Genomic DNA, 24,177 nt, shown 5'->3' with positions numbered 1-24,177 from the left:
GTCGTCACCTTCGACATCCTGCTCGCGCTGGTCTGCGTGGGCACACTCGCCTTCGCCGGCCTGGTCGTGAAGAAGCTGTACCAGGGCCAGCGCTGACGATGCCGATCGAAATCCCCTCCGACCTGCACAAGGACCTGGTCCCGCTGGCGTTCCTGCTGGGCGACTGGCAGGGTGCGGGCGTCTTCGACTTCCCCGGCAGCGAGAAGTGCAACTTCGGCCAGGAGGTGCGCTTCGGCCACGACGGCCGGGACTTCCTGGCCTACACGTCGTACACCTGGGTGCTCGACGAGGACGGCGGGAAGGTGCGCCCGCTGGAGAGCGAGTCCGGCTACTGGCGGCTCCGGCCGGGCCGGCAGCTCGACGTCGTCATGGTGCGCGACCAGGGCGTCGCCGAGGTCTGGTACGGCGAGCTGGCCGAGGGCAAGCCCCAGCTCGACCTGGCCACGGACGCGGTCGCGCGGAGCGCGGCCTCCCCGCCGTACGCGGGCGGCAAGCGCCTGTACGGGTACGTGAACGGCGATCTGATGTGGGTCGGCGAGAAGGCCACCCCGGAGGTTGAGCTGCGCCCGTACATGTCGGCCCAGCTCAAGAAGGTCGTGAACCCGCGGGAGTGGGCGAAGGACCTCAAGGACCTCCCGGACGACGGGATCGCCTTCTTCCGCTGAGACCTGCGCCCGCGGGCCGGTCGCGGGCCTCGCCCGGGAGGCGCTTTCCGGCAACCGGCCGGGGTACCGCCGCGACGCTCATACACTTGAGCCGTGGAGACCACCGACTGGAAGCGCGACCTGCGCGAGCGCGGCTACCGCCTGACGCCGCAGCGGCAGCTCGTGCTGGAGGCCGTCGACTCCCTGGAGCACGCGACGCCCGACGGCATCCTCTGCGAGGTCCGCAAGACCGCCGCCGGCGTGAACATCTCCACGGTCTACCGCACGCTGGAGCTTCTGGAGGAGCTGGGCCTCGTCAGCCACGCGCACCTCAACCACGGCCCGCCGACGTACCACATCGCCGACCGCCACCACCACCTGCACCTCGTGTGCCGCGTCTGCGACCGGGTGATCGAGGCGGAGAACGCGGTGGCGGAGCCGTTCGCGGAGACGCTGCGGCAGCGGTTCGGCTTCGAGAGCGACGTACAGCACTTCGCGATCCTCGGCCGCTGCGCGACCTGCGCCGAGCCGGGCGCGTCCGACGCCACCGCTCCGTCCCACCCCTGAGCCGCCAGGCCCCCCGGTCCCCGCGGCGCCGGGACTCCCCGAAGGCGGCCGGATCCGGCCCGTGACCGCGGGTGCCCACCCGGACGTACTCTTGAAGCATGAACGCGCCTTCTCCCCTCCTCTCCCTGCCCGGGGCGGTCGCCGCCGAGGCTCCCGACGAGGGCGTCGCCGCGCACTACGGCGATCTCTTCCGGGAACAGCGCGCGCTGGACGCCGGCGAGGGCTTCGTCGACCTCTCCCACCGCGGTGTCGTCTCGGTCACCGGCCAGGACCGGCTGAGCTGGCTGCACCTGCTGCTGACGCAGCACGTGGAGGCGCTCGCGCCCGGGCACGCCACCGAGGCGCTGGTGCTGTCCGCCCACGGGCACATCGAGCACGCGCTGTACCTCGTCGACGACGGCGAGACGACGTGGGCGCACGTGGAGCCGGGCACGCAGAAGGACCTCATCGCGTACCTGGAGAGCATGAAGTTCTTCTACCGGGTGGACATCGCGGACCGCACGGACGACCTCGCCGTCGTCCATCTGCCGGCCGGCTCCATCGCGGAGGCGCCCGATGGCGCGCCCGTCCGCGAGACGGCGTACGGGCGCGACCTCTACCTGCCGCGCGAGTCGCTGGCGGACTTCGCCGCCGCCGCGGGCCCGCCCGCCGGGGTACTGGCGTACGAGGCGCTGCGGGTGGCGGCGCACCGGCCGCGGCTCGGCCTGGAGACCGACCACCGCACGATCCCGCACGAGGTGGGCTGGATAGGCACCGCCGTGCACCTGGAGAAGGGGTGCTACCGGGGGCAGGAGACGGTCGCGCGGGTGCAGAACCTGGGCCGGCCGCCTCGCCGGCTGGTCTTCCTGCACCTGGACGGCAGCGAGGTGACGCTGCCGCCGCACGGCGCGGCGATCCGGCTGGCGGCCGAGGAGGAGGGGCGCAAGCTGGGCTTCGTCACGACCTCGGTGCGCCACCACGAGCTGGGGCCGATCGCGCTGGCGCTGGTGAAGCGGAACGTTCCGGCGGACGCGGCGCTGCTGGCGGACGAGACGGCGGCGGCGCAGGAGACGGTCGTCGAGCCCTGAGCCCGCGGGGCGGTGGCGCCCCGGGCGCGGGGGCGTGCTCCCGTGCGCCTCGGATGTCGCGTACGCCCCTCACGCCCGGCGCGATGCGTACACCTGTGCGCCGCGAGTTCGTACGCCTTGCTCCGTACGGCTGCGTTCGCCTGCCGTCGTCCGGCCGCGCCCGCCTCCGGCTCGTACGGCTCAGACCTCGACCAGCACCGTGAACGGGCCGTCGTTCGTCAGCGTCACCCGCATCTTCGCGCCGAACGCCCCTGTCTCCACCTGCGCGCCCAGCGCCCGCAGTTGCGCCACGACCTCCTCGACCAGCGGCTCCGCGACCTCCCCCGGCGCGGCCGCCTGCCAGGTCGGCCGGCGGCCCTTGCGGGGGTCGCCGTAGAGGGTGAACTGGCTGATCACGAGCAGCGGCGCCGACACGTCCGAGCAGGACTTCTCGTCGTCCAGCACCCGCAGCGTCCACAGCTTGCGGGCCATCTGCGCCGCCTTCGCGGGGGTGTCGTCGTGGGTGACGCCCACGAGTACGCACAGCCCTTCGCCGATCACCTCGCCGACCGTCTCGCCGCCGACCTCGACCCGCGCGCCGTCCACCCGCTGCACCACCGCTCGCATACGTCGCATTATCCCGAGCGCGCCACGTGCGCCGCCGTGCCCCCGGGCGCCGCAACGTGCGCGGGGCCGAACGGGCGCAGTCTCCCTGCGATTCGACCGTCTGCAATGGCACGATTGCCTACGGTGTCCGGAAGGTCGCCACGCCGACGCGGCATCTTCGGACGAAGGGGACTGACACTCGCATGAGCTCTCCCGGAGCCGGGCGGCCCACGCCGCCCGTACCGACCGCGCGCAGCAGCCCGCCCGCGGCCCGCCCGCCCCGCCCGCCGGGGCCGCGCGCGCCGGACGGCGGTCCTGCGCAGGCGTCCCAGGCGGCCCAGGCCGCGCGGGCCGCGGCGACCGCGCCCGCGGCGGCCGGCGCCACCGCCGTGCTCGCCGCCGCAGGACCCGCCACTCCCGCCGCGCCGCTCGACGCGCTGGGCCTGCCCGAGCTGCGCCGGCTGCGCCGCTCCGCGCAGCAGGAGGAGGCCGACCTCAGCTACGTACGCCGCCTGCTGCACGGCCGGATCGACATCCTCCGCGCCGAGCTGGGCCGCCGCGCGAGCCCGCACTCGCCGGTGCTCGACCGGCTCCCCGAGATCCTCACCGACGGCCCCTCGCCGCGCCCCGCCTCGGCCCGGCACGTGACGCTGGGCACGCCGCTGCGCGAGGAGTACCGGGAGCTGGCGGAGGAGATGCTCGCCGAGGTCGCGCTCTCCGACCTCTCGGCCCGTACGGACGAGGAGCTGCACCGGGGCCTCGCCCGGCTGGCCGGCTACGAGGCGCGGATCTCCGGCCGCCGGCAGCGGCTGCAGCGGACCGCGGACGAGTGCAGCGCCGAGATCGCCCGCCGTTATCGTGAAGGGGAGGCGCAGGTCGACGACCTGCTGTCCTGAGTTCTGACCGAGCGACGGAGCGGAGATCCCGAGGCCGTCCCCGGCACGGAGGGCGCCCGCGCATGCACGACGACACCTGGATATCCCCGCCGCCGGTCCCCGGTCCCGCGGCGGCCGAGGAGGGCGCGTACGCCGGCGCCGCGCCCGTGCTGGCGGAGGTGGTGCGCTCCGGCTTCGCCGAGGGGCGGCACCGCGGGTCGCTGGTGCTGCTGGGTCCCGACGGCGAGGTGGAGCGGGCCTGGGGGGACGTGACGGCGCAGGTGTTCCCGCGGTCGTCGAACAAGCCGTTCCAGGCGGTGGCGGTGCTGCGGGCGGGGGCGCGTACGGACGCGGGGCCGCTGGCCGGCGAGCGGCTGGCGCTGGCCGCGGCCAGCCACTCGGGCGAACGGTTCCACCTGGATCTCGTACGCAAGGTGCTCGCCGAGACCGGGCTGTCGGAGGACGACCTGCGGACCCCGCCCGACCTGCCGCTGGACCCGGAGGAGCGGGAGGCGTACCTCGCCGCCGGCGGGCGGCGGGACCGGGTGACCATGAACTGCTCGGGCAAGCACGCCGCGATGCTCGCCGCCTGCGTCGCGAACGGCTGGCCGCAGGCGTCGTACCTCGCCGCCGACCACCCGCTGCAGCGGCTGGTGCGGCAGGTGGTGGAGGAGACGGCGGGCGAGGAGGTGCGGCACGTCGGCGTCGACGGCTGCGGCGCGCCGCTGATGTCGCTGTCGCTGACGGCGCTGGCGAGCGGCTTCCGGCGGCTGGTGCTGGCCGCGGAAGGCACGCCGGAGCGGCGGGTGGCGGACGCGATGCGGGCGCATCCGGAGTACGTCGCGGGCACCCGGCGGTGGGACACCTGGCTGATGCGCGGGGTGCCGGGGGCGCTGGCGAAGGTCGGCGCGGAGGGCGTGCAGGCGGTGGCGCTGCCGGACGGGCGGGCGCTGGCGTTCAAGGTCGACGACGGGGCGCTGCGGGCCGTCGGTCCCGTGCTGGCGCGGGGCCTTGCGCTGCTGGGCGTACGGTCACCGGTGCTGGCCAGGATCGGGGCGGCGCCGCTGCAGGGCGGTGCCGAGCGGGTCGGGGAAATTCGCGCGACGTTCTGACGCCCGCCGCCTAGCGTGGGCGGATGATCGATAACTCCGGCACAGCAGCGCATCCCGCGGACGGGGTGCGGCCATGAGCGACGGCATCGAGATCCGTACGCTCACCGAAGGCGACGTGGGCGACTGGATGCGCGCCCTGCACACCGGCTTCATCCGCGCCCCCGCGGTCACCGAGGAGGACGTGGCGCTGTTCGTCGCGGAGCGCGACCTGGCCCGGGTGCGGGGCGCGTACGACGGCAGGCGGTGGGTCGGCACGTACCGCAGCTTCGATCAGGAGCTGACGGTGCCGGGCGGGGCGGCGGTGCCCTCGTGCGCGGTGTCCAGCGTCACGGTCTCGCCGACGCACCGCAGGCGCGGGCTGCTGAGCCGGATGCTGCGGGACGACCTGGCGGCGGCGAAGGAGCGCGGCGACGTGGTCGCCAGCCTGATCGCCGCGGAGTACCCGATCTACGGCCGCTACGGCTTCGGCCCCGCCACCTGGACCACCTCATACGACGTGACCACCCCGCGCGCCCAGCTCGACCCGCGCTACGCGGGCCCTGACGACGGCGGCACCGTCGAACTCCTCGACGCCGCCGAGTTCCTGGCGATCGCCCCGGCGCTGCACGACCGCTTCCGCCCGCTGGTGCCCGGCGCGGTGAACCGGAGCCCGTACCGGTGGAAGGTGCACACGGGCGCGGCCCGCTTCAGCGTCGACGACCCGTGGCACGAGCCCTTCTACGCGGTCTACCGCTCGGCGGCGGGCGAACCGGAGGGCGTCGTCACGTACCGCACCAAGTGGGGCGAGTGGCCCGGCAAGCTCTCCGACGACGAGCTGACGGTGACCGACCTGATCGCCGTCACGCCCGCCGCGGAGCGGGCGCTGTGGCGCTATCTGGTCTCCTTCGACTGGATCACGACGATCCATACGGGCCACCGGGCGCCCGACGATCTCCTCCCCCTCTACCTAGGTGACCCTCGGGCGGCCCGGGTGACCACGCACGCGGACTACCTGTGGCTCCGGCCACTGGACGTCCCGCGATTTCTGGAGGCCCGCACGTACGCGGCCTCCGGCTCCCTGGTGCTCGACGTACACGACCCGGCCGGCCTGGCCGGCGGCCGCTTCCTGCTGGACGCCGGTGGCCCGGGCGACACCGGCTGCGTGCCCACGGACCGGCCCGCCGACCTCGCCCTGAGCGTGGCGGAGCTCGCGAGGCTCAGCCTGGGCGACGAGTCCGCGGTACGGCTCGCCGCCCTGGGCGTGGTCGACGAGGAGCGCCCGGGCGCCGCCGCACGGGCGGACACCCTGCTGCGCACCTCGCGCCGACCGTGGTGTCCCGACATGTTCTAGTTCTCTCCTGGTTCTTCTGGGATTTTTTGCTTACTTCCGCTCACTGCCCGGCCGCGGCGCGGCCGGGCTCGGCGGACTGGAGGAGCAGCACGGCGAGCGCGAGGCCGCCGATTGTCATGCACGTGACGTTCTGCGCCTTGAGCCCCACGAGCAAGGTGGTGAGCCCGATCGCTCCCACCGTGCCGAAGCGCCATTCGACGAAGCGCTCGAAGCCGACGAGCAGCGCGGACATGGCCAGCGTGATTCCGACAGGCATGGTGGGTCCCTCCCTTCTGCGTACGCAGCGGTCCCCCTCCCCCCATGCGCCTTCGGACAGCGGGAGAGCGCGAGCCCCGGGCGACGACCATCACTGCCAACTTCCTTCAGTTGCCGCCAGGGTCGCAGAGTTGGTGACCAACTCTGCTTAACTTGTGCCCAGTTGGTAACCAACTCAAAACATTATCGAGACAACCCCCGCCGGTTGGCTGGAAGTTGTAAGGTTGGCGAGGTGAGCAGGGACCAACCTTCGGCAACCAGCGCCCGAGCCGAACGCGACCGCGTCGCCGACGCACTGCGCGCACGCATCGACTCCGGCGAACTCCGCCCGGGCGACAGCCTGCCGACGCAGCAAGCCCTGATGGACGAGTTCGAGGTCGAACGCGGCGTGGTCCGCAAGGCCCTCGCCCTCCTCAAGAGCGAACACCGCCTCGCCGGCGTAGGCCGAGGCTCACCCCCCACGGTGGCGGAGCAGCGCCTTGCGGACGCGGAGGCGCCGCGCCCCGCCGGGGTCGAGTTGGCGGACCGCATCAAACTGGCGTTTCAGGCCACCGATGTGACGCTCGACGTCCTCAACCTGACGACGGAAACGCTCACCCAGGCGCTGGCACCGACGATCATGCCCATCGCCACCGGCGAGCAACGCGCGCCGGCCTCGATCACCGCTCGCGTCCTGGTGCCCAGCCCGGACGCGCACCTCGCCATTCCCCGGCTGACCAGCGAGTCCGCGGACGACGACCGGCCCCTGCAACGCCTGCACGAGCTGGTGGAGTTGCACGCACGCAGCCTCCACCACACCTTGCGCAATCTGCGCGAGCGCAACCTCGTACCCCAGGTGTCCGTCGAGGTCAGGGGTGTCCCGCTCACCCCCACGAGCAAGCTCTACGTCCTCAACGGCACCGAGGCGCTGATGGGTTACTACCGGGTACTGCCACGGCAGGTGGAGTACAGGAACGAGATGATGGCGATCTACGACGTCCTCGGTCTCAACGCCCCGCTGTTCCACTACTCCGCGGGTCCCGAGAGCCGTGACGAATACGACGCGGCCTTCGTCGAGCAGTCCCAGTTGTGGTTCGAGTCGCTGTGGACGAGTATCGCCGTGCCGTACCCCATCTACTACTGAGCCGTGGCTCATACCGTGCCTCCGAGATCACACATCGTCACTCGCTGACCTTCGAAGGTGCGAATCTACGGAGTTGCACCAGTTGCACACAGCGGACAGCGACACCGAAGATGCCCGGCTTTGTCGGTTCGAAGGCACGCACCGGCCTCAATAGCATTGCCAACTGCCCGAAAATGACAGGGCGTTGTACCTTTCTGAGATGCATCAAGCTGCAGCGGGGGATGGCGCCCGTGCTCCCGCCTTCCAGCGGATCGCCGACGACCTCCGCCGCCGGATCAACGAGGGCGAGTTTGCCGACGACACCACGCTGCCCACCCAGGAGTCCCTGGCCGACCGGCATCATGTCTCGCGGCCGACCGTGCAGCGCGCCATCGACCTGCTGCGCAAGGACGGTCTGGTCGACGCCCCGAAGAAGGGCCGCCCACCCAAGGTGCTGCACACCGCTCCGGCCCCGGACGACCCGGCTCCGGTCGACTGCCTGATGCGGGCATTCGGCGAAGAGGAGGTCACGCTGGACGTGGTGTCGGTCACGATGCAATCCCTGGTCAGTACCTTGAAAGAGCCGTTCCAGGCGGTATCGCGTGGAAGCCTGACGCCGGCCAGCATCACCGTCAGGGCACTGATCCCGCGGCGGTCGGCGTTCGAGGATCTTCCCCGGCTCATCCAGCAGCCGCAGGACCGGCGACCGGGCGATCGGCTCCACGAGATCGGCAACAGCTTCGCCCGGGTTCTGTGGGCCGATCTGAACCACCTGGAGGAGACCGGCCAGGTCAGGGTTTCCGTGCGGATAAAGACCACGGGGCAGCTCCCGGGACACAAGTTCTACATCCTGAACAGCGCCGAGGTCCTATTCGGCGCCTACACGGTGCAGCCGAACGAGGTCCCGCTCGATCCCGGTTCGGTGAGACGTCACGCCATCTATGACGTCCGGGGCATGGAGACCCCGTTGCTGCACTTCCACGGGACCGAGTACGGCGGCAGCACGCATGACGCGGCCTTCATCGACCAGCAGCGCGCCTGGTTCGAGACGCGCTGGGAGACCATAGCCGTACCGTGGAGCGGATGAACGTGACTGCCCTGGAAGAAGTCCTCGAATCGGCAAAGTGCGTGTTCTTCGACTTCGACGGCCCCATCTGCCGGTTGTTCTCGGCGTACCCGGCCGCACACGTCGCCGGGCAGCTCCGCACGATGCTGGACAGCTACGCGCCGGGCAGGCTGGGCACGTCCGAGCGCCACTCGAGCGACCCGCTCAGCATCCTCTCTGCGGCCCGGGACCTGTTCGACGACGACGTGATCCAGAAGGTGGAGGGTCGGCTGACGGAAGCGGAGAAGGAGGCGGCCGCGACCGCCACACCCACTCGGTACGCCCACGAACTGATCACCGAACTGCACACGCTCGGACGTACCTTGGCCGTCACATCCAACAACTCGCCTGCCGCCATCCAGGTGCACCTGAAGGGTCGGGAACTCAGCGACTACTTCTCCCCGCACATACACGGACGCCGACCCGACGGGTCCCACCTGAAGCCCGACCCCGACTGCCTGTGGCGTGCGGTCGAGTCGACCGGCACGGCGCTCGAGCAGTGCGTGATGATCGGCGACACGCCGGCCGACTGGAAGGCCGCGAAGTCCGCGGGCGTCGCCTTCATCGGGTATGCGCCCATGTCCCGCAAGGAGCAGGCGCTCAAGGATGCACGCGCACCGGTCATGGTCCGTTCGCTGGATGCCATACGCGACGCGCTACGCGGCACAGCCACTCCGCTCTGAACCATCCCGACGATTGATCTGTGTCCATGGGACGCCATGCGGCAGAGGGAGTAATCTGTCCCGATCACGCCCGCAGCAGAGGACACTTCGCCAGTGCCGGCCTCCCCAACATCCGTTCTTCAGGTCCTCTTCGCCACGACGGAGCAGGTCATCGGGCCGCTGCCCGGATATCACCACGAGACGTACGCGGTTCGACTGGGCGCCGTTTCCGGGTTGTTCGGGGAGTCGGCCGGGTGGGTGAAGTTGCGGGATCCCCGGCCCGGGTTGTTGTGGTTCGACCGTAGGTGCTTCGGGTCCGAGGACGAACTGCTCGCCACGCTGGCGGGGCGCGTCTCCCACATTCCGACCGTCGGCCACATCGACTCCCTCACCGTCCAGGGCTTCATCGAGGGGTGCACGCTGGCCGAGGTCGCGCCGCCCGGGGAGGAAGTGCCCGCCGGGTTCGTCGGCCAGATCGTCCGGCTCTTCCGGGAGCTGCTCGCCGTCGAGCCCTACGATCCGGCGCTGCTCGCGCTGCACGCGCCGCTGCCGGAGGAGCGCGGCAGTGCGGAGTTCGCCCGGGATCTCGTCCGGTTCACCTTCACCGACGTGGTCGAGCACTCCCTGCCGCACTTCGACGCGCTGTTCCACAGCCTGGGCATCCACCCGGGGTCCGCGCCCGCCACCGCGTCCTCCCTTGAGGCCCGGCTGCGGGGCATGACCCCGCGCCCCTTCGGGCTGCTGCACGGGGACGTGCACCGCGCGAACCTCATCGTCGACGAGCACGACGCTCTCTGGGCCATCGACTGGGAGCTGGCCCTGATCGGCGATCCGCTGTACGACCTGGCCACCCACCTGCATCTGATGCGCTATCCGGCCCGCCAGGAGACCGAGGTCATCGCTCGCTGGGCCGATGTGGCGGAGCAGTCCCGGCCCGGTGCCGCCGAAGGTATCGAGGCGGATCTGCCCCGATACCTCGCGTTCAAGCGGATCCAGTCGGTGTATACGGACGTGATCCGGCAGGCGTACTCGACGGAGCGGGGTGAGACGTCGACCGCCGAGGCGGCCGAGGTGATCAACACCGCGCTCGACCGGGCGGCGGACTCACTGCCGTTGCCCACGGTGGCCGGTGCCGGCGAGATCGAGCACGAGTTGCTGACGTGGCTGGCCACACCGCGGCAGCAGCGCGCGGCCAATACCGGGGGATCGCCTTCCGCATCGTAGGGTGACGGCATGAGTGGAGCCGACGAGCCCGCGCACGACCCCGCCGTGTTCGAGCTGGCCACCAAGGCTTTCGAGCTTGCCCGGCGGGGGCAGACCGACACGCTGGCCGCCTACGTGGACGCCGGGGTGCCGGCCGGGTTGCGGGACGACGACGGGGACACGCTCGTCATGCTCGCCGCGGTCAACGGGCATCCTGGGACCGTCTCCGCGCTGTTGCAGCGGGGGGCCGACGCGGATCAGGTCGGGGCCGTGGGTGCGACGCCGCTGGCCGCAGCGGTGCGGGCGGGGGCGGACGACGTCGTGCGGGTACTCCTGCGGCACGGGGCGGATCCGCAGGCCGGGTCCCCCTCGGCGGTCGCGACGGCGCGGGTGGCCGGCAGGACGGAGCTGCTGGAGCTCTTCGGCGGGGTGTGAGGCCCCGGCGGGTCCAGGGTCGGCCGTTGCGGCACGGATCCCACCACTGCGGTCCGGGGCTCTCCCTTTCGGGTCGGGCCGGCCGTTGCTGTCCCGCGTGCGTGGCTCGCCCTCATCGGGCATCGCCCCCCTTTCCGTACGCTCTCTCACCTCATCCGCCTCCTGAACAGCACCGCCGCTGCCGCCATCGATCCCACCGTCAGCGCCGCGCACCACGCCAGGGCCTCCCACGGGCTGCTGCCCGCCGGCTGGCCCAGCAGCAGACTCCGCAGTGACTCGATCACCGGTGTCAGCGGCTGGTGCTCGGCGAAGCCGTGGAGCCAGCCCGGCATCGAGTCGACCGGGACGAAGGCGCTGGACGGGTACGGCAGGAAGGCCAGGAAGAACGTGAAGCCCCCCGCCGCCTCCGGGGAGTTGGCCAGCAGGCCGACCGCCGCCGCGAGCCACGATATGGCCGTGATCACCGCCAGCAGGATGCCGGCCGACGCGAGCCAGCCGCCGGGGCCCGCGTCCGGGCGGAAGCCGATCGCGAAGGCAACCGCGAAGACCAGCACCGTGGCCGCCAGGTTCCGCACGACGCTGGCGGCGACGTGGCCGGTGAGGACGGCGGTGCCACCGACGTCGAGGGAGCGGAAGCGGTCGATGACGGCGCCCTTCATGTCGTCCGCGACGCTCATCGCCGTCGTGCCCGCGCCGAAGCCTGCGCACAGGACGAGGACGCCGGGGGCGACGTAGTCCACGTAGCGCCAGCCTCCGCCGGTGTCGATCGCGCCGCCGAAGAGGTAGACGAAGACGAGCATCAGCAGCACGGGCAGCGCCAGCGCCGTGATCACGGCGTCGGGGTTGCGGGAGCTGAGCCGCACGGAGCGGCCGACCATCGTCGCCGAGTGGGTCAGGGCGTCAGCCATCGCGGGTCACCTTCAGGAAGACGTCGTCGAGCGTCGCGGAGTGCACGGCGAAGCGCTCGACCTGGGTGCGGTCGGGGTCGATGGCGTCGAGCAGGTCGCGTATGTGGGCGGCGCGGCCGTCGGTGGTGACGCCCAGGGTGCGGGTGCCGGGGTCGCGGCGCACGGCGAGGTGGTCCAGGGCGTGGGCCGCCTGCTCGTACGCCTCGGGGGAGACCAGCGTGAGGTCCAGCCGCTCGGCGGAGACCTGCTGCTTCAGCTCCGCCGCCGTCCCCTCGGCGACGAGCCGGCCGCCGTCGAGGAGCGCGATGCGGTCGGCGAGGCGGTCGGCCTCCTCCAGATACTGCGTGGTGAGGAAGACCGTGACGCCGGCGTCGGCGAGGCGGCGCACCTCGTCCCAGACGGCCTGGCGGCTGCGGGGGTCGAGGCCCGTGGTCGGCTCGTCCAGGAAGATCACGGAGGGGTCGCCGACCAGGCCCGCCGCGAGGTCGAGACGGCGGCGCATGCCTCCCGAGTACGTACGGACGCGGCGCCCGGCGGCCTCGCCCGCGAGGCCGAACCGCTCCAGCAGCTCGGCCGCGCGGCGGGCGGCGGCGGCGCGGGACAGGCCGGTGAGCCGGGCGACCATGCGCAGGTTCTCCGCGCCGGTCAGCTCCTCGTCCAGCGCGGCGTACTGCCCGGTGAGGCTGATGGCGCGGCGGACCTGCGGGCGCTCCGCGACCACGTCGAACCCGGCGACGCTCGCCGTGCCCGCGTCGGCGCGCAGCAGCGTGGCGAGGATACGGACCGTGGTGGTCTTCCCGGCGCCGTTGGGCCCGAGGAGGGCGAAGACCGTGCCGGGCCGGACGGTCAGGCCGACACCGTCGAGCACCTTCGTGCCGCCGTACGCCTTGGTGAGGCCGGCGGCCTCGACGGCGGGGCGGGTGGGCTGGGGCACAGCTCCCCCTTTCTCCGTGGAGGCTCCGCAGAGCCGCTTCTGCGTATGCCATACGCACTACTGCGTAGACCATACACGGCACTGCGTATGGCGTAAACTGAGCAGATGGACGCCATGGACACCGCAGGCGAAGGCCGGCGCGGCGAAGACAAGCGCGACACCGGAGCCGTTCCCGCCAGCGTCGAGGCCGCATGGGGCCTGCGGCCGCGGCCGCAGAAGGGGCCCAAGCGGGGGCTGACGCTCGACGGGATCGTCGCGGCGGCGGTCGCGGTCGCGGACGCGGAGGGGCTGGAGGCCGCGTCGATGGGGCGGGTGGCCAAGGAGCTGGGCGTCTCGACGATGGCGCTGTACCGGTACGTGGCCACGAAGGACGAGCTGGTCACGCTGATGGTCGACGGGGCCTTCGGCCCGCCGCCGCCGCTGCCCGCGGAGGCCGAGGGCGACTGGCGGGCGGGCCTGCGGCACTGGCACCAGGCCGTCGGCAACGCGATGTCCGCGCACTCCTGGGCCGTGGCCCACGTGCCGAGCGGTGGCCCGCCCGTCACGCCGAACCAGCTCGCGGCGCTCGACCAGGCCCTCTACATCCTCCGCGACACCCCGCTCACGGAGTTCGAGAAGGTGGCCACGGCGCTGCTGGTGAGCAACCAGGTGCGGGCGGAAGTGACGATCGCCCTGGCGATGGGCAGCAGCCCCGACGTGGAGCGGCTGATGAACGAGTACAGCCGCTTCCTGCTCCGCGTCTCCGACGCCGGTCACCTGCCGCATCTGCGTACGGCGGTGCAGGGCGGCGCCTTCGACGAGGCGGACGCGGAGGCGCCGCAGCACCCCTCGGACTACGACGAGTTCGCGTTCGGCCTGGAGCGGGTGCTCGACGGCATCGAGGCGCTGATCGAAGGACGCCGCCGCCAGGACTGATCACAGGCTTCCGCACACTGATCGCGGACTTCCACACGCTGATCACGGGTTTCCGCACGCCCGGGCCGCGGGGGATCATGTGGCATGCGCGCGGACGGCTGGCACCTCACCGAAGACCTCGACGAATTCCTGGCCGAAGCGGAGGAGTTCCTGCGCGCCCGGCCCGTACCGCACATCATGGCGCTGACCTGGGCGGCCCGGCTGAAAGCGCGCGGCACGGGCCCGTACGGCGGCGGGCGCCCGCTGCTCGGCCGGCTGTCGCGGGCGGGCTCGGTGGCCGGCGTCTGCCACCAACTGCCGGGCCGCAGCCTCGGCCTCACCCCGCTCACCGCGGCACAGACCGACTCCCTCGCCACTCACCTCGCGGCCCACGGCCACACTCCGCCGGGCGTCGGCGGCGACCACGACACCACCACCGCCTTCGCGGCGGCCTGGCAGCGGCACACCGGCGCCACCCCGACCCCCGCCGTGCGCCTCCGCCTGCGCCGCCTCGGTACGCTCACGCCGCCGGAACCCGCCCCGGCGGGGCAGGCGCGGGCGGTGGGCGAGGCCGACCAAGAGCAACTCATCGACTTCTGCCGCGGCTTCGCGGCCGACGTCGGCGAGGACGTCACCATCGACGCCGCCACCTGGCCCACGACCCGCTACGCCGACAAGCACTACACCTTCTGGGAGACCCCGGACGGCACCCCCGTCTCCATGGCCGGCGTCAACCCGGCGGTCGCCGGCCTCGCCCAGGTCGACCCGGTCTACACCCCGTCCGCGCACCGCGGCCACGGCTACGCGGCCGGGGTGACGGCGGCGGTGACCCGCGCCGCGCTCACCGCGGGCGCCACGGAGGTGGCGCTCTTCACCGACGCGACCAACCCCACGAGCAACGCCCTGTACCAGCGCCTCGGCTACGACGTGGTCGCCGACTGGACGACGTACAGGTTCGCGCAGGGCTGACGAGCATCCTCAGCATGCCGAGCCCCGCCACGACCGCGGCGAGATGCAGCACGGCGGCGACGGCGGGGCTCTCGGGCAGGGTGACGCCGGCGGGGCGCGCCAGCGCCACGTACACCGTGAAGGGCAGCTTCCAGCCGCTCCACGCGAAGAGCGAACCGGAGCCGAGCCAGCCGAGTCCGAGCAGGAGCGGGCGGGGCACGCGGCCCGGACGCGTCCGGACGAGCGCCAGGACGGCGGCGGACCCGGCGAGCGCCCAGAACGCGCTCAGGCCGGTCAAGAGGTACCCGTCCGTGCTTCGTTCGCCCGGGTGAGCCACGCCCGCGGTGCCGCCCGCGGCCCAGTACAGCCACACCAGGCCGACGGCGGCGGCGACGCCGGCGGACCAGGACGCCGTGGTACGGGGCCCCTCCCCGGCCCGCCCCGTGAACGCCTCCGGCCAGCGCCGCCGCAGGTAGGCGGGCAGGGCGAGGGCGAGGCCCAGTCCCATCGACACGAAGCTGAACTGGATCAGGGCGGCTTCCCAGCCGGGCATTTCGGGTTCGTCGCCGCCGCCGTCCGCGCCGTCACCACCGCCGTCCCCGCCGCCGCCCCACAGGGTGCTGACCACCGCGTAGGGAAGGATCGACACGAGGAACCCCGACCCGACCCAGGCGCAGAACGCCACCAGCCATCCCGGTATCCGCATGCCCCAGGGCCGCACCAGCGCGAGCGCCAGGGCGATGCCGATCGCCGCCATCGCGATGGTCACCGTGTTGAGGAGCAGCCAGCCGGCCAGGTTGAAGCCGCCGCCGACCGGCGCCACGCCCAGGAGCGCGCCGACCACCCACGACACTTTGATCAACGCATACGGCGCCAGGGCCAGCGCCGCCCCGTACCCCGACCACCGGCCGACTCGGTCCCAGCCTTCCACCGGATGTTCCCTCCCTCGGCAGGAAACACCAGGCTCGGCCCTCACCCCGCCCCCGTACGTCCACCGCCGGGGGTGTCCGCCTCCCCCGGACGGTGGGGGCGGGTCTCGTCATCGAGGCGGACGGACTTGCCGGGCGTGCCGGAAGAGCCGGTACGCGCCGGCCGTGCGGCGGAGTCCGTACGCGCGCGTGCCGGATACGGGCCAGGGGCATCCCGAGCCGCCGCAGCCAGGCGACGAGCCGCGCCTGCTCCAGTTGCCCGGGCGCGTAGAGGCGGTAGCCGGTCACCGGGTCCACGCGGGCGGGGGTCAGCAGCCCCAGCTCGTCGTAGAGCCGCAACGCCTTGGGCGACAGCCGCGCCGCGCGCGCGAAGGCCCCGATGGTCAGCAACCCCATGCCGTCCCTCCTCGTACCGGGCGGCCGCCCGGTACGGGCCGATGCTGTGGCTTCCCCCAAGGTGAAGGTCAACCGCACCCTCTAGGCTCGTCAACGATCAGTCCACCGGCCGGTCCCCGGGAGCCGTCATGCAGATGAAGCTGAGCGCGATCACCCTCGACTGCCCCGATCCCCCGCTGCTGGCGGCGTTCTACCAGCAGGCCACGGGCCTCGCACTCCACCCGAAGTCGGACGCCGACTTCGCGGGCCTCACGGGCGCCCGCGGACTCGTCATCGGCTTCCAGCGGGTCGACGGCTACCGGGCCCCGACCTGGCCCACCCAGACCGTGCCGCAGCAACTCCACCTCTGCTTCACGGTCGAGGAGGACCTGGCCGAGGCCGAAGCCCGGCTCCTGTCCCTGGGCGCGGCCAAGCCGCCAGGCCAGCCGCAGGAGGACAGGTGGCGGGTCCTCACCGACCCGGCGGGGCACCCCTTCTGCATCGTCAGAGCCGCCGCCGCGTCCGGGTGAAGCGCTGAGGCCGCGCTGTCACGCGTCGGGCGCCTCGGGACCGTCGGTGTCGTCCGGAGCCGGACGAAGCCTGCGGCGGGCGGCTTCCCGCCGCTCGGCGTAGTCCGCCGCGAAGAGCCACGGAAGCGACTTGTCGAGGGTCCCAGCCATGCGGTGAAGGGGGGGCCCAGACCGCGGTATCGACGAGGCGACTGAGATCCGTCGTCTGCACGATGCACGCAGCCCGGGCAGCGCCCTCCGAGGCCGTCCACGCAGCCCGCGAAAACCCGGCGACGTCGGCGAACGTCCCCGGGATACTCGTCGCCCATGGATGAGGTCAACGTCGTCGTCGCCCATTCGGAGCGCGCGACCCTGCGCGTCGGAGACGTGTTCCTGAAGGTGGACACCGATCAGGCGCGCATCGACGTCGAGATCGAGGCGATGGCCTTGGCGCCGGTCCCGACTCCGGATGTCCTGTGGCGCAAGCCGTCCGTACTCGCGATCGCCGCGGTCCCGGGGACGGAGCTCGGACGCCTCGGCGAGCCGTCGGCCGCGTCGCCGGCGGCGTGGGCCGCGGCGGGTGCCGCCGTCCGGCGGGTGCACGAGGCACCGTTGCCGCCCTGGCCCGGCCGGCGCCGCCGGGGTCCCGACGAGTGGGCGGCGGAACTCGACGGCGAATGCAAGCTGCTCGTGAAGAACGGGATCCTGCCCGCCGATCTGGTCACCCGCAACCGCCGGGTCGCCGAGGCCGCGCTCCAGCCGTGGACTCCGGTGTTCGCGCACGGCGACCTGCAGATCGAGCACGTCTTCGTCGAAGGCGACGAGGTCACGGGCATCATCGACTGGTCCGAGGCCGGCCGGGGCAATGCCCTGTTCGACCTCGCCACCTTGACGATCGGACACGAAGAGCACCTCCACGACGTCATCGCCGGTTACGGCACCGACGTCGACATCGACGCGATCCGCGCGTGGTGGTCGCTGCGCAGCCTGCTGGGGGTTCGCTGGCTGGTCGAGCACGGCTTCGACCCGTTCGCGCCGGGCTGCGAGGCCGAAGTCCTGAAATCACGGATGTGAGGCCGCGCGGATCCGCCGCCATGAGCGTTGGTCCGTGATCCTCGTGATCGGGCACTCGCGATAGTATCGCGATATGTGGTGTGCGACACACTTGCAAGCAAGTGCTTGCAATAGTTAGCACGAGTGCGGCAGCATCGAAGTATGGGTTCGATACACGTCGGCAACCTCGGGGAGTTCCTGCGGGAGCAGCGGCGCAGTGCGCGGCTCAGTCTGCGGCAGCTTGCCGATGCCGCCGGGGTGTCGAATCCGTACCTCAGTCAGATCGAGCGCGGGCTGCGCAAGCCCAGCGCCGAGATTCTGCAGCAGCTCGCGAAGGCGCTGCGGATCTCTGCCGAGACGCTGTATGTGCAGGCGGGGATCCTGGACGAGCGCCGGGGTGACGGGGCCGACGGGATGGCGGTGCATACCGCGATACTCACCGATCCCGCGATCAGTGAGCGGCAGAAGCAGGTGCTGCTGCAGATCTACGACTCCTTCCGCAAGGAGAACGCGCGCGACGACGCGGGCGGCGGTGCGGAGGAGGGACAGACGGAAGGGGATGCCCCGCTGCCGGGTGGCGGGCGGGGTGAGGGCGACGCGAGGCCCGCCAGTGACCGGAGGAGATCACCATGACCATGACCGACGACGTACGCAAGACGCTCAGCGACCCCACGCCCCTCTACGCCGTCGCGGGTACCGCCGATCTGGCGCTGGAGAAGCTGCGTGAGGTGCCCGCGCTGGTGGAGCGGCTGCGGGCCGAGGCGCCCGAGCGGCTGTCCGCGGTGCGCGAGACCGACCCGCGGGAGGTTCAGGAGCGGGTGTCGAAGCAGGCCAAGGAGGCGCAGGCGAAGGTCGCCGAACGGCTCGGCGATCTGGACACCGACATCAAGAAGCTGCGCGAGACGGCGCAGGACCTCGCCCTTCAGGGCGTCGGTCGCGCCGCCGAGTACGCGGTGAAGGCCCGCGAGACCTACGACGAGCTGGCCGAGCGCGGCCGCGGTGCCGTCGCGGAGTGGCGCGGCGAGACCGCCGACGCGGTGCAGGTGACCACCGAGATCATCCGGCCCGGGGGCGAGAAGGCCGCCGCCGATGAGGGCGTCGCCGACAAGGGTGCCGCCGACGAGGGCGTTGCTTCCGACGAGGCTCCCGCCGCCGGCAAGCCCGCCGCGAAGAAGGCCGCTACCAAGAAGGCCGCCCCCCGCAAGCGCGCCCCCCGGGCCAGCGCCAACGGCACCGCGAAGAAGTCCGCCGCGAAGAAGAACACCCCCAAGGCGGACTCCTGAGCTATCCGCCCCGGGCACCCCTCGCGTGCCCGGGGCGTTATCCGGGTACGGTGTCTGCGCCGGATCCCTGAACACTTAGTCGGACTATTAGGCGGTGGACCGCGTGCTCATCTCTGGCTTCTACTCGTTGCTCGGGCTGCTCAGCCTGGCCTTGACGGTGTTCGCCGGGGCGGCCCTGATCCTGGCGGCCCTGGCCCGCGAGGACGCGTACCGCGCCGCCGACAAGAACACCAAGCAGTTCTGGCTGATCATCCTCGGCGTCGGCTTCGCCGTGATGGTCATCTTCCCGATCATGTCGTTCCTGCCGATCATCGCGCTGATCGCGGCCATCGTCTTCATGGTGGACGTACGGCCCGCGCTCAAGCAGGTCGGCGGCGGGCGGCGGCGCGGGGGCAGCAGCTCCGACGGGCCCTACGGCCCGTTCAACGGGCGCTGACCCGCGCGTCGGCGATCACGACATCCGGTCCCCGGGTCCGCAAGGGCCCGGGGGCCGATCCAGTAGCAGCACCGCCACGTCGTCGGTGAGGTCGCCGCCGTTGAGCGCCCGGGCCTCGGTGACCGCGCCGTGCAGCAGGTTGTCGCCGGCCAGGCCCTGGTCCAGCAGCCTGCCGACCAGTGTGAGCATGCCGTCCTGCCCCAGCCGGCCGCGGCCGGGGCCCGTACGGCCCTCGATGAGGCCGTCGGTGTAGAGCATCAGGCTCCACGCGCCGCCCAGCTCCACCTGCTGGCGCGGCCAGCGGGCGCGCGGCAGCAGGCCGAGCGCCGGGCCGCCCAGCTCCTGCGGCATCAGTCGCGGCCGGCCGCCCGGGACGGCGACCAGCGGCGCCGGGTGGCCCGCCAGGTAGAGGCCGGCACGGTGTGCGTCAGGGGAGACGTCGACGGTGCACATCGTGGCGAATATCTCGTCGTCCGCCCGCTCGTTCTCCAGCACCTGCTGGAGCGTGGCCAGCAGCTCGTCACCGACCAGGCCGGCGAACGTCAGCGCCCGCCAGGCGATGCGCAGCTCCACGCCGAGCGCGGCCTCGTCCGGGCCGTGACCGCAGACGTCGCCGATCATGGCGTGCACCGAGCCGTCGGGGGTGCGCACCGCGTCGTAGAAGTCGCCGCCGAGCAGCGCGCGGGTGGGGGTGGCGCCGGCGGCGGGCGGCGGCAGCCCGGGGCGGTAGCAGGCGGCGAAGCCGAGGCCGGAGCCGGCGAGCAGCGGCGTGGGCAGCAGCCCCCGCTCCAGCCGGGCGTTCTCCTGCGCCCGCAGCCGCGAGGCCGTCAGCCGGCTCTGCGCCAGGTCGGCGCGCTTGCGCTCGACCGCGTACCGGATGGCGCGGCCGAGGACCCGGCCGTCCAGCTCGCCGCGGAAGAGGTAGTCCTGCGCGCCGACGCGGACGGCCTCGGCGGCCAGCTCGACGTCGTCCTCGTCGGTGAGCGTCAGCACCGCGTGCAGCGGCGCCATGGCCAGCACCTCGTGCAGCGCCTCCAGCTCGTCGCCCTCTTCGGCCGGTACCGCGTCGTCCGCGGCGGCTGTCTCACCGGTCACGCTGAGGTCCAGCAGGATGCAGTGCACATCGGGGCCGAGCAGCCGCTCCGCCTCGGTGAGGTTGCGCGCCGTACGCACCCTGATGCGCTCGCCGTGACGCCCGGCGCCCGCCTGCTCCAGCATCCGCGCGATGCCGGGTCCGCTGCCCGGCTCCGCCTCTATCAGCAGCAGCGTCAGCGTCTCCGGCACCGCCCGCGGGCGGGCGTGCGGCTGCCCGGGCACCGGACCGTGCCCCGAGCGCTGCGCCGGCAACGGCGCGTGCGGCTGCGGCGACGGCGCGTGCGCGGCCGGCGGCAACGGGTGCCGCCGCCGCGTCGCGGCCTGCGTCTCGGCCACCCCGGCACCTGCGGCGGACTGGTCAGGTCCGCCGGACGGTCCGGAGGCCGGGGAACGCCCGGGTACGGGCATCGCTCTTCCTTCCCTCCCCCCGAGGGTGACGGCCGGGCGCGAGCGCGCTCGCGGCCGTTGACGGCGGCTCCTGCCGTTCCTCCGGCCAAACCGCCAAGGAGGGACCCTAGCGTGATCACCCGCCGGTAGGAACGGGCGACGCGGCCCGGAACGCAGCCGCTCCCCCGGTTCTTTGCCCTGCTGGGAGGGCCCGCGCCGGGTCCAACCGCCCCGCATCCGGCAGGCCGGCCACATGACGCAGATCACGCGTCGGGACGCACCACGCCCTTGATCGGCATGCTGCCCGCGCCCGCGACGGTCACCTGCCGGCCGGGCCGCGGCGCGTGCACGATCGCGCCGTCACCGACATATATGCCGACGTGGCTGGCGTCGGAGTGATAAATGATCAGGTCGCCCGGGCGCATCTCGCTCACGTCGATCCGCGCCAGTCCCGCCAACTGGGTCTGCGAGGTCCGCGGGATCCGCACCCCCGCCGCCTCCCAGGCGCGCATCGTCAGCCCCGAGCAGTCGAACGTGTCCGGGCCCTCGGCGCCCCACACGTAGTCCTTGCCGAGCTGGTCCGTGGCGTACGCGATGGCCTTCCGGCCGGCCGGCGTCGCCTCGGCGTCGATCTCGTCGAGGATCCCGGAGTCCAGCCAGCGGGCCTGCGCCTCGCGGGCGCGCTGCCGCTCCAGTCGGCGCAGCCGCTCCCGCTCCTCGGCCTTGAGTTTCTTCTCCAGCTTCTTCGCCTCGGCGAGGCGCTCCTCTATCAGCTCCTTCGCCCCGGACTTGGCCTCACGGCTGCGCTCCAGCCGCCCGTACGTCCCGGCGGCCTCCTTCGCATAGCCGTCCAGCCGCTGCTGCGTGCCGGTCACCTCGGTGATCAGCCGTCGCTGCGCGTGCTGCCCCTTGCGGGCCAGCCGCAGGTCGTCGACGAACTCCTCCGGGTCGTCGCTGAGCAGCAACTGCGCCTCCATCGGCATCCCGCCGCCGCGATACTGCGCCCGGGCCAGCGCGCCCGCCTCATCCTTCAGCCCGGCCAGCCGCTCGCTCGCGTCGGCCACGGCCTTGTCGAGCCGCTCGACCTCCTTGCGCTGCTTCTTGGCCTTCTCCTCCGCGTCGTTGTACGCGTCGGTGGCGGCCTCCGCCTCGCGGTACAGCCGCTCCACGCGGGCGTGCACCTCCTCGACCGTCGGCTTCGGCTCCGCCTCGGCGGCGGGCCCGGTCAGCGGCACGAGCAGCGTCAGCAGGCCGGTCACGGCCAGGACGATGCCTCTGCGCCGGCGCGCTCCCGCCGCCCGCGCCTCCCCGATTCCGCGCATGCGTCTCCCCCACTCCCCCGATCGTGGTCCGCGGGCCCCTCCTCCAGCGGGCCCGTCCCGGGGCTCTGGCCAGCCCCGCGCGATCACATGCCTCGGATGCTGCCATATCAGCCGCAACTCGCGCAGCCCCTATCCACAGACCTGTGGATAACCAGACGAGGAGTTGCAACACGGCTGCGACACAAGGGGGTTCGGGGCGATTCGGGGGGTTCGAGGGGTTCGAGGGGTTCGAGTGATTCTGGAGGTACGAGTGGTTCTGGAGGTTCGGGGGGTGGAGGCGGCGGGGGTTCAGGAGGTGGGAGGCCCCGGGGTTCGGAGGCCCGGGGCCCGGGAGACCCAGGGGCCCAGGGGCCTGGGGGCCTGAGGTCACGGGGTTCCGGGAAGTTCCCCAAAGGTTCGGTGGGGGCGGGAGTTCCGGAAGGTGTGGAGGGCTGGAGGGCCCGGGAAGGTCGGGAGGTTCGGGGGCGGAGGGTTCTCGGGTTCGGGCGGGCGGAGGGCTCAGGGGGGTTCCGGGGTTCGGAGGCCCGGGGGTTTCGGGAGGTTTCGGGGGGAGCCGCCCCCTCAGCGGCAGCCGCAGCTCGCCACCGCCGCCGCCATCCGGTCCAGCGCGTCCCCCGCCCCCGTGCGGTCCGTCGCGTCCATCGTGAAGAACGCGAACGCCAGCAGCCGCCCGTCTGCGTCCACCACCGTCCCCGCCAGCGAGTTGACCCCCGTAAGCGTCCCCGTCTTCGCCCGCACCACGCCCCGCGCCGCCGCCGTGCCCCCGGCGTCCGAGCCGTCCCCGCCGGCGTCCCCGTACCGGTCCCGCAGCGTGCCGTTGAACCCCGCCACCGGCAGCCCCGTCAGCAGCGACCGCAGCTCCGGGCGGTCCGGGTCAGCAGCCGCCACCAGGAGCCGGGCCAGCAGGTCCGCCGAGACCCGGTTGTCGCGGCTGATGCCGCTGCCGTCGGCGAACCGCGCCCCGCGCACCGGCAGCCCCAGCTTCTTCAACTGCCCCGCGACCGCCTTCCCCGACCCCGCGAAGCTCGCGTCCCGGCCCGCCGCGATCGCCGTCTGCCGGGCCAGCGCCTCGCCGAGGTCGTTGTCGCTGTACGTCAGCATCCGCTCGGTCAGCTCCGCCAGCGGCGCCGAGTACGTCGCCGCCAGCTCGTCCGCCTTCTCCGGCACCCGCTCTGCCCGCGGCTCGCCCGCGACCCGTACGCCCGCCTCGCGCAGCTCCCCCGCGAAGGCGTCCGCCGCATCCCGCGCCGGATCCGTGCCGCGGGGCGCCGGGCCGTGCCAGGAGTCGTCGAGACGGGCCTCGTTGACCATGAGCGGGGTGACGGGGGCGATGTTCTCGTTCGGCCCGATCTCGTGCAGGACGTCACCGGCGTACACGGTGGCGTCGTACCGTACGGCCACCTTCCGCACGCCGTCCTTCTTCAGCTTCCGCGCCGTGTCACGCGCCAGCCCCTTCAGCCGCTTCGCGGACAGCGTGGGGTCGCCGCCGCCGACGAGGAACACCTCCCCGCCCTCGGCGAGCGAGGCGGTCGGGATGCGGTGGTCGGGGCCGAGGGCGGCGAGGGCGGCGGCGCCGGTGGCCAGCTTGACCGTGGAGGCGGGGACGACGCCGGTGGTCTCGTGCGCGCCGTACAGCTCGCGACCCGTGGTCACGTCCCATACGGCCGCCGTGGTCGGCGAGCCGAGCGCGGGGTTCTTCAGCAGCGGCGCCAGCTCCCTGGCGAGCCCGGCGCCGGTCGGCCGGGGGGCGGCGACGGGCCTGGTGCCGTCCTGCGGGCCCAGCGGGGTCAGCACCCGCGGGGCACCCGCGCCGGCCCCTTGGAGGCCGTCTCCGGGGGCGCCTTTGCCCGGTACGCCGTCGGAGGAGCCGTGATCCGCGTCACCTGTACGGCCTCCGGCGGCGTCCGCGCGCGCGGCCGTCTGCTTCTCCGCCGTACGCTGACCCGAGTCCCAGGGCCCCGCCGCGGCGATCATGCCGGCGGCGAGGACGCCGCCCAGCGCGCCGGACGCGGCCACCAGCCGCACCGTACGCCGGGTGTGCAGGGGCTGCGCTTCCCACCGCCGGGTCCAGTGCCGTACCCAGCGGGCGGCCTTCCGCCGTGCCACCGCGACCCCGACCCTCACCAGGGACCAGCCCCTTTCGCCACCACCCCGCTGCGTGG

27 protein-coding genes and 1 pseudogene are annotated in these 24,177 nt (G+C 72.9%); 18 read left to right on the top strand and 10 right to left on the bottom strand.

Annotated elements, in window-relative coordinates; genetic code table 11:
* The first annotated feature begins 98 nt into the window (after positions 1-98).
* The 3 genes from CXR04_RS20865 to ygfZ all read left to right on the top strand — a co-directional run bounded on the left by CXR04_RS20865 (position 99) and on the right by ygfZ (position 2,278).
* A complete protein-coding gene (locus CXR04_RS20865) occupies positions 99-665 on the top strand; it encodes an FABP family protein (RefSeq protein ID WP_101423855.1) in 567 nt (188 codons plus the stop codon).
* A 93-nt stretch (positions 666-758) separates the two neighbouring features.
* The gene (locus CXR04_RS20860) at positions 759-1,211 is read left to right on the top strand and encodes a Fur family transcriptional regulator (RefSeq protein WP_101423854.1); all 453 of its coding nucleotides are present in this window, start codon (positions 759-761) and stop codon (positions 1,209-1,211) included.
* Positions 1,212-1,309: 98 nt separating this feature from the next.
* Positions 1,310-2,278 (top strand): CAF17-like 4Fe-4S cluster assembly/insertion protein YgfZ, encoded by a 969-nt coding sequence (ygfZ, locus tag CXR04_RS20855; protein WP_101423853.1) that lies wholly within the window; start codon positions 1,310-1,312, stop codon positions 2,276-2,278.
* 180 nt (positions 2,279-2,458) lie between these two features.
* On the opposite strand, the gene dtd is transcribed toward ygfZ, so the two are convergent.
* Positions 2,459-2,884: a D-aminoacyl-tRNA deacylase gene (gene dtd / locus CXR04_RS20850; RefSeq protein ID WP_101423852.1), complete on the bottom strand. Its 426-nt coding sequence runs from the start codon at positions 2,882-2,884 to the stop codon at positions 2,459-2,461.
* A 182-nt stretch (positions 2,885-3,066) separates the two neighbouring features.
* On the opposite strand from dtd, the gene CXR04_RS20845 reads away from it, so the two are divergent.
* The 3 genes from CXR04_RS20845 to CXR04_RS20835 all read left to right on the top strand — a co-directional run bounded on the left by CXR04_RS20845 (position 3,067) and on the right by CXR04_RS20835 (position 6,180).
* The gene (locus tag CXR04_RS20845) at positions 3,067-3,759 is read left to right on the top strand and encodes an RsiG family protein (protein WP_101423851.1); all 693 of its coding nucleotides are present in this window, start codon (positions 3,067-3,069) and stop codon (positions 3,757-3,759) included.
* Between the two features lie 62 nt (positions 3,760-3,821).
* Complete coding sequence (locus CXR04_RS20840; protein ID WP_101423850.1) at positions 3,822-4,850, top strand: asparaginase; 1,029 nt, start codon at positions 3,822-3,824, stop codon at positions 4,848-4,850.
* Between the two features lie 73 nt (positions 4,851-4,923).
* The gene (locus tag CXR04_RS20835; RefSeq protein WP_101423849.1) at positions 4,924-6,180 is read left to right on the top strand and encodes a GNAT family N-acetyltransferase; all 1,257 of its coding nucleotides are present in this window, start codon (positions 4,924-4,926) and stop codon (positions 6,178-6,180) included.
* 40 nt (positions 6,181-6,220) lie between these two features.
* Here CXR04_RS20835 and CXR04_RS20830 read toward each other — a convergent pair whose 3' ends face one another.
* Complete coding sequence (locus CXR04_RS20830; protein ID WP_101423848.1) at positions 6,221-6,436, bottom strand: hypothetical protein; 216 nt, start codon at positions 6,434-6,436, stop codon at positions 6,221-6,223.
* Positions 6,437-6,667: 231 nt separating this feature from the next.
* Here CXR04_RS20830 and CXR04_RS20825 point away from each other — a divergent pair, with 231 nt between their 5' ends.
* The 5 genes from CXR04_RS20825 (at position 6,668) to CXR04_RS20805 (ending at position 10,942) form a co-directional block, all read left to right on the top strand.
* Positions 6,668-7,558: a GntR family transcriptional regulator gene (locus tag CXR04_RS20825; protein WP_101423847.1), complete on the top strand. Its 891-nt coding sequence runs from the start codon at positions 6,668-6,670 to the stop codon at positions 7,556-7,558.
* A gap of 199 nt (positions 7,559-7,757) precedes the next feature.
* Positions 7,758-8,624 carry a winged helix-turn-helix domain-containing protein gene (locus CXR04_RS20820; protein ID WP_159072366.1) on the top strand — a complete coding sequence of 289 codons (867 nt, stop codon included), beginning with the start codon at positions 7,758-7,760 and terminating at the stop codon, positions 8,622-8,624.
* On the top strand, positions 8,621-9,325 hold the full coding sequence (locus CXR04_RS20815) for an HAD family hydrolase (RefSeq protein ID WP_101423845.1): 705 nt from the start codon (positions 8,621-8,623) through the stop codon (positions 9,323-9,325). Before CXR04_RS20820 ends, CXR04_RS20815 begins: the two co-directional genes overlap by 4 nt.
* Positions 9,326-9,418: 93 nt before the next feature.
* Entirely contained in the window at positions 9,419-10,528 is a 1,110-nt protein-coding gene (locus tag CXR04_RS20810; RefSeq protein ID WP_159072365.1) for a phosphotransferase, read from the top strand.
* 9 nt (positions 10,529-10,537) lie between these two features.
* Positions 10,538-10,942 carry an ankyrin repeat domain-containing protein gene (locus CXR04_RS20805; RefSeq protein ID WP_101423843.1) on the top strand — a complete coding sequence of 135 codons (405 nt, stop codon included), beginning with the start codon at positions 10,538-10,540 and terminating at the stop codon, positions 10,940-10,942.
* A 146-nt stretch (positions 10,943-11,088) separates the two neighbouring features.
* On the opposite strand, the gene CXR04_RS20800 is transcribed toward CXR04_RS20805, so the two are convergent.
* Complete coding sequence (locus CXR04_RS20800) at positions 11,089-11,850, bottom strand: ABC transporter permease (RefSeq protein ID WP_101423842.1); 762 nt, start codon at positions 11,848-11,850, stop codon at positions 11,089-11,091.
* Positions 11,843-12,784: an ATP-binding cassette domain-containing protein gene (locus tag CXR04_RS20795; protein WP_101423841.1), complete on the bottom strand. Its 942-nt coding sequence runs from the start codon at positions 12,782-12,784 to the stop codon at positions 11,843-11,845. Before CXR04_RS20795 ends, CXR04_RS20800 begins: the two co-directional genes overlap by 8 nt.
* A 105-nt stretch (positions 12,785-12,889) precedes the next feature.
* Here CXR04_RS20795 and CXR04_RS20790 point away from each other — a divergent pair, with 105 nt between their 5' ends.
* A complete protein-coding gene (locus CXR04_RS20790; RefSeq protein ID WP_101423840.1) occupies positions 12,890-13,699 on the top strand; it encodes a TetR/AcrR family transcriptional regulator in 810 nt (269 codons plus the stop codon).
* Positions 13,700-13,783: 84 nt separating this feature from the next.
* Positions 13,784-14,647 (top strand): GNAT family N-acetyltransferase, encoded by an 864-nt coding sequence (locus CXR04_RS20785; protein ID WP_101423839.1) that lies wholly within the window; start codon positions 13,784-13,786, stop codon positions 14,645-14,647.
* On the opposite strand, the gene CXR04_RS20780 is transcribed toward CXR04_RS20785, so the two are convergent.
* Both CXR04_RS20780 and CXR04_RS20775 read right to left on the bottom strand, forming a co-directional pair.
* The gene (locus tag CXR04_RS20780) at positions 14,550-15,557 is read right to left on the bottom strand and encodes a hypothetical protein (protein WP_101423838.1); all 1,008 of its coding nucleotides are present in this window, start codon (positions 15,555-15,557) and stop codon (positions 14,550-14,552) included. The genes CXR04_RS20785 and CXR04_RS20780 overlap by 98 nt on opposite strands.
* A gap of 190 nt (positions 15,558-15,747) precedes the next feature.
* A pseudogene (locus CXR04_RS20775) lies at positions 15,748-15,951 on the bottom strand (MerR family transcriptional regulator); the annotation flags it as partial.
* 134 nt (positions 15,952-16,085) lie between these two features.
* Here CXR04_RS20775 and CXR04_RS20770 point away from each other — a divergent pair.
* Positions 16,086-16,460 (top strand): VOC family protein, encoded by a 375-nt coding sequence (locus tag CXR04_RS20770; RefSeq protein WP_101426504.1) that lies wholly within the window; start codon positions 16,086-16,088, stop codon positions 16,458-16,460.
* Positions 16,461-16,478: 18 nt separating this feature from the next.
* On the opposite strand, the gene CXR04_RS36505 is transcribed toward CXR04_RS20770, so the two are convergent.
* Positions 16,479-16,610, bottom strand: coding sequence for a hypothetical protein (locus tag CXR04_RS36505; protein WP_267898199.1), 132 nt, complete (start codon positions 16,608-16,610; stop codon positions 16,479-16,481).
* Between the two features lie 156 nt (positions 16,611-16,766).
* Between CXR04_RS36505 and CXR04_RS20760 the strand changes: the two genes are divergently transcribed.
* The 4 genes from CXR04_RS20760 to CXR04_RS20745 all read left to right on the top strand — a co-directional run bounded on the left by CXR04_RS20760 (position 16,767) and on the right by CXR04_RS20745 (position 19,211).
* Positions 16,767-17,513, top strand: a complete 747-nt coding sequence (locus tag CXR04_RS20760) for a phosphotransferase (protein ID WP_101423837.1) — start codon at positions 16,767-16,769, stop codon at positions 17,511-17,513.
* Between the two features lie 141 nt (positions 17,514-17,654).
* Positions 17,655-18,125 carry a helix-turn-helix domain-containing protein gene (locus CXR04_RS20755; RefSeq protein ID WP_101423836.1) on the top strand — a complete coding sequence of 157 codons (471 nt, stop codon included), beginning with the start codon at positions 17,655-17,657 and terminating at the stop codon, positions 18,123-18,125.
* Positions 18,122-18,775, top strand: coding sequence for a hypothetical protein (locus CXR04_RS20750; protein WP_101423835.1), 654 nt, complete (start codon positions 18,122-18,124; stop codon positions 18,773-18,775). Before CXR04_RS20755 ends, CXR04_RS20750 begins: the two co-directional genes overlap by 4 nt.
* 103 nt (positions 18,776-18,878) lie before the next feature.
* Complete coding sequence (locus CXR04_RS20745) at positions 18,879-19,211, top strand: DUF2516 family protein (protein WP_047020032.1); 333 nt, start codon at positions 18,879-18,881, stop codon at positions 19,209-19,211.
* Positions 19,212-19,226: 15 nt separating this feature from the next.
* Here the strand turns inward: CXR04_RS20745 and CXR04_RS20740 are convergent, their stop codons facing one another.
* The 3 genes from CXR04_RS20740 to dacB form a co-directional block, all read right to left on the bottom strand.
* Positions 19,227-20,642: a PP2C family protein-serine/threonine phosphatase gene (locus CXR04_RS20740; protein WP_101423834.1), complete on the bottom strand. Its 1,416-nt coding sequence runs from the start codon at positions 20,640-20,642 to the stop codon at positions 19,227-19,229.
* A gap of 314 nt (positions 20,643-20,956) precedes the next feature.
* A complete protein-coding gene (locus CXR04_RS20735) occupies positions 20,957-22,015 on the bottom strand; it encodes a C40 family peptidase (protein ID WP_101423833.1) in 1,059 nt (352 codons plus the stop codon).
* Positions 22,016-22,576: 561 nt separating this feature from the next.
* Positions 22,577-24,139 carry a D-alanyl-D-alanine carboxypeptidase/D-alanyl-D-alanine endopeptidase gene (gene dacB, locus CXR04_RS20730; RefSeq protein WP_101423832.1) on the bottom strand — a complete coding sequence of 521 codons (1,563 nt, stop codon included), beginning with the start codon at positions 24,137-24,139 and terminating at the stop codon, positions 22,577-22,579.
* Positions 24,140-24,177 lie beyond the last annotated feature (38 nt).

It is taken from the genome of Streptomyces sp. CMB-StM0423, assembly GCF_002847285.1.
Lineage (GTDB): Bacteria > Actinomycetota > Actinomycetes > Streptomycetales > Streptomycetaceae > Streptomyces.
This window is presented reverse-complemented; position numbering and strand designations above follow the sequence as displayed.

Coding starts and splice junctions, on each gene's coding strand:
- CXR04_RS20865 (WP_101423855.1), top strand. CDS start 99: ATGCCGATCGAAATCCCCTCCGACCTGCACAAGGACCTGGTCCCGCTG.
- ygfZ (WP_101423853.1), top strand. CDS start 1,310: ATGAACGCGCCTTCTCCCCTCCTCTCCCTGCCCGGGGCGGTCGCCGCC.
- dtd (WP_101423852.1), bottom strand. CDS start 2,884: ATGCGAGCGGTGGTGCAGCGGGTGGACGGCGCGCGGGTCGAGGTCGGC.
- CXR04_RS20845 (WP_101423851.1), top strand. CDS start 3,067: ATGAGCTCTCCCGGAGCCGGGCGGCCCACGCCGCCCGTACCGACCGCG.
- CXR04_RS20840 (WP_101423850.1), top strand. CDS start 3,822: ATGCACGACGACACCTGGATATCCCCGCCGCCGGTCCCCGGTCCCGCG.
- CXR04_RS20835 (WP_101423849.1), top strand. CDS start 4,924: ATGAGCGACGGCATCGAGATCCGTACGCTCACCGAAGGCGACGTGGGC.
- CXR04_RS20830 (WP_101423848.1), bottom strand. CDS start 6,436: ATGCCTGTCGGAATCACGCTGGCCATGTCCGCGCTGCTCGTCGGCTTC.
- CXR04_RS20820 (WP_159072366.1), top strand. CDS start 7,758: ATGCATCAAGCTGCAGCGGGGGATGGCGCCCGTGCTCCCGCCTTCCAG.
- CXR04_RS20815 (WP_101423845.1), top strand. CDS start 8,621: ATGAACGTGACTGCCCTGGAAGAAGTCCTCGAATCGGCAAAGTGCGTG.
- CXR04_RS20805 (WP_101423843.1), top strand. CDS start 10,538: ATGAGTGGAGCCGACGAGCCCGCGCACGACCCCGCCGTGTTCGAGCTG.
- CXR04_RS20800 (WP_101423842.1), bottom strand. CDS start 11,850: ATGGCTGACGCCCTGACCCACTCGGCGACGATGGTCGGCCGCTCCGTG.
- CXR04_RS20790 (WP_101423840.1), top strand. CDS start 12,890: ATGGACGCCATGGACACCGCAGGCGAAGGCCGGCGCGGCGAAGACAAG.
- CXR04_RS20785 (WP_101423839.1), top strand. CDS start 13,784: ATGCGCGCGGACGGCTGGCACCTCACCGAAGACCTCGACGAATTCCTG.
- CXR04_RS20770 (WP_101426504.1), top strand. CDS start 16,086: ATGAAGCTGAGCGCGATCACCCTCGACTGCCCCGATCCCCCGCTGCTG.
- CXR04_RS36505 (WP_267898199.1), bottom strand. CDS start 16,610: ATGGCTGGGACCCTCGACAAGTCGCTTCCGTGGCTCTTCGCGGCGGAC.
- CXR04_RS20760 (WP_101423837.1), top strand. CDS start 16,767: ATGGATGAGGTCAACGTCGTCGTCGCCCATTCGGAGCGCGCGACCCTG.
- CXR04_RS20755 (WP_101423836.1), top strand. CDS start 17,655: ATGGGTTCGATACACGTCGGCAACCTCGGGGAGTTCCTGCGGGAGCAG.
- CXR04_RS20750 (WP_101423835.1), top strand. CDS start 18,122: ATGACCATGACCGACGACGTACGCAAGACGCTCAGCGACCCCACGCCC.
- CXR04_RS20735 (WP_101423833.1), bottom strand. CDS start 22,015: ATGCGCGGAATCGGGGAGGCGCGGGCGGCGGGAGCGCGCCGGCGCAGA.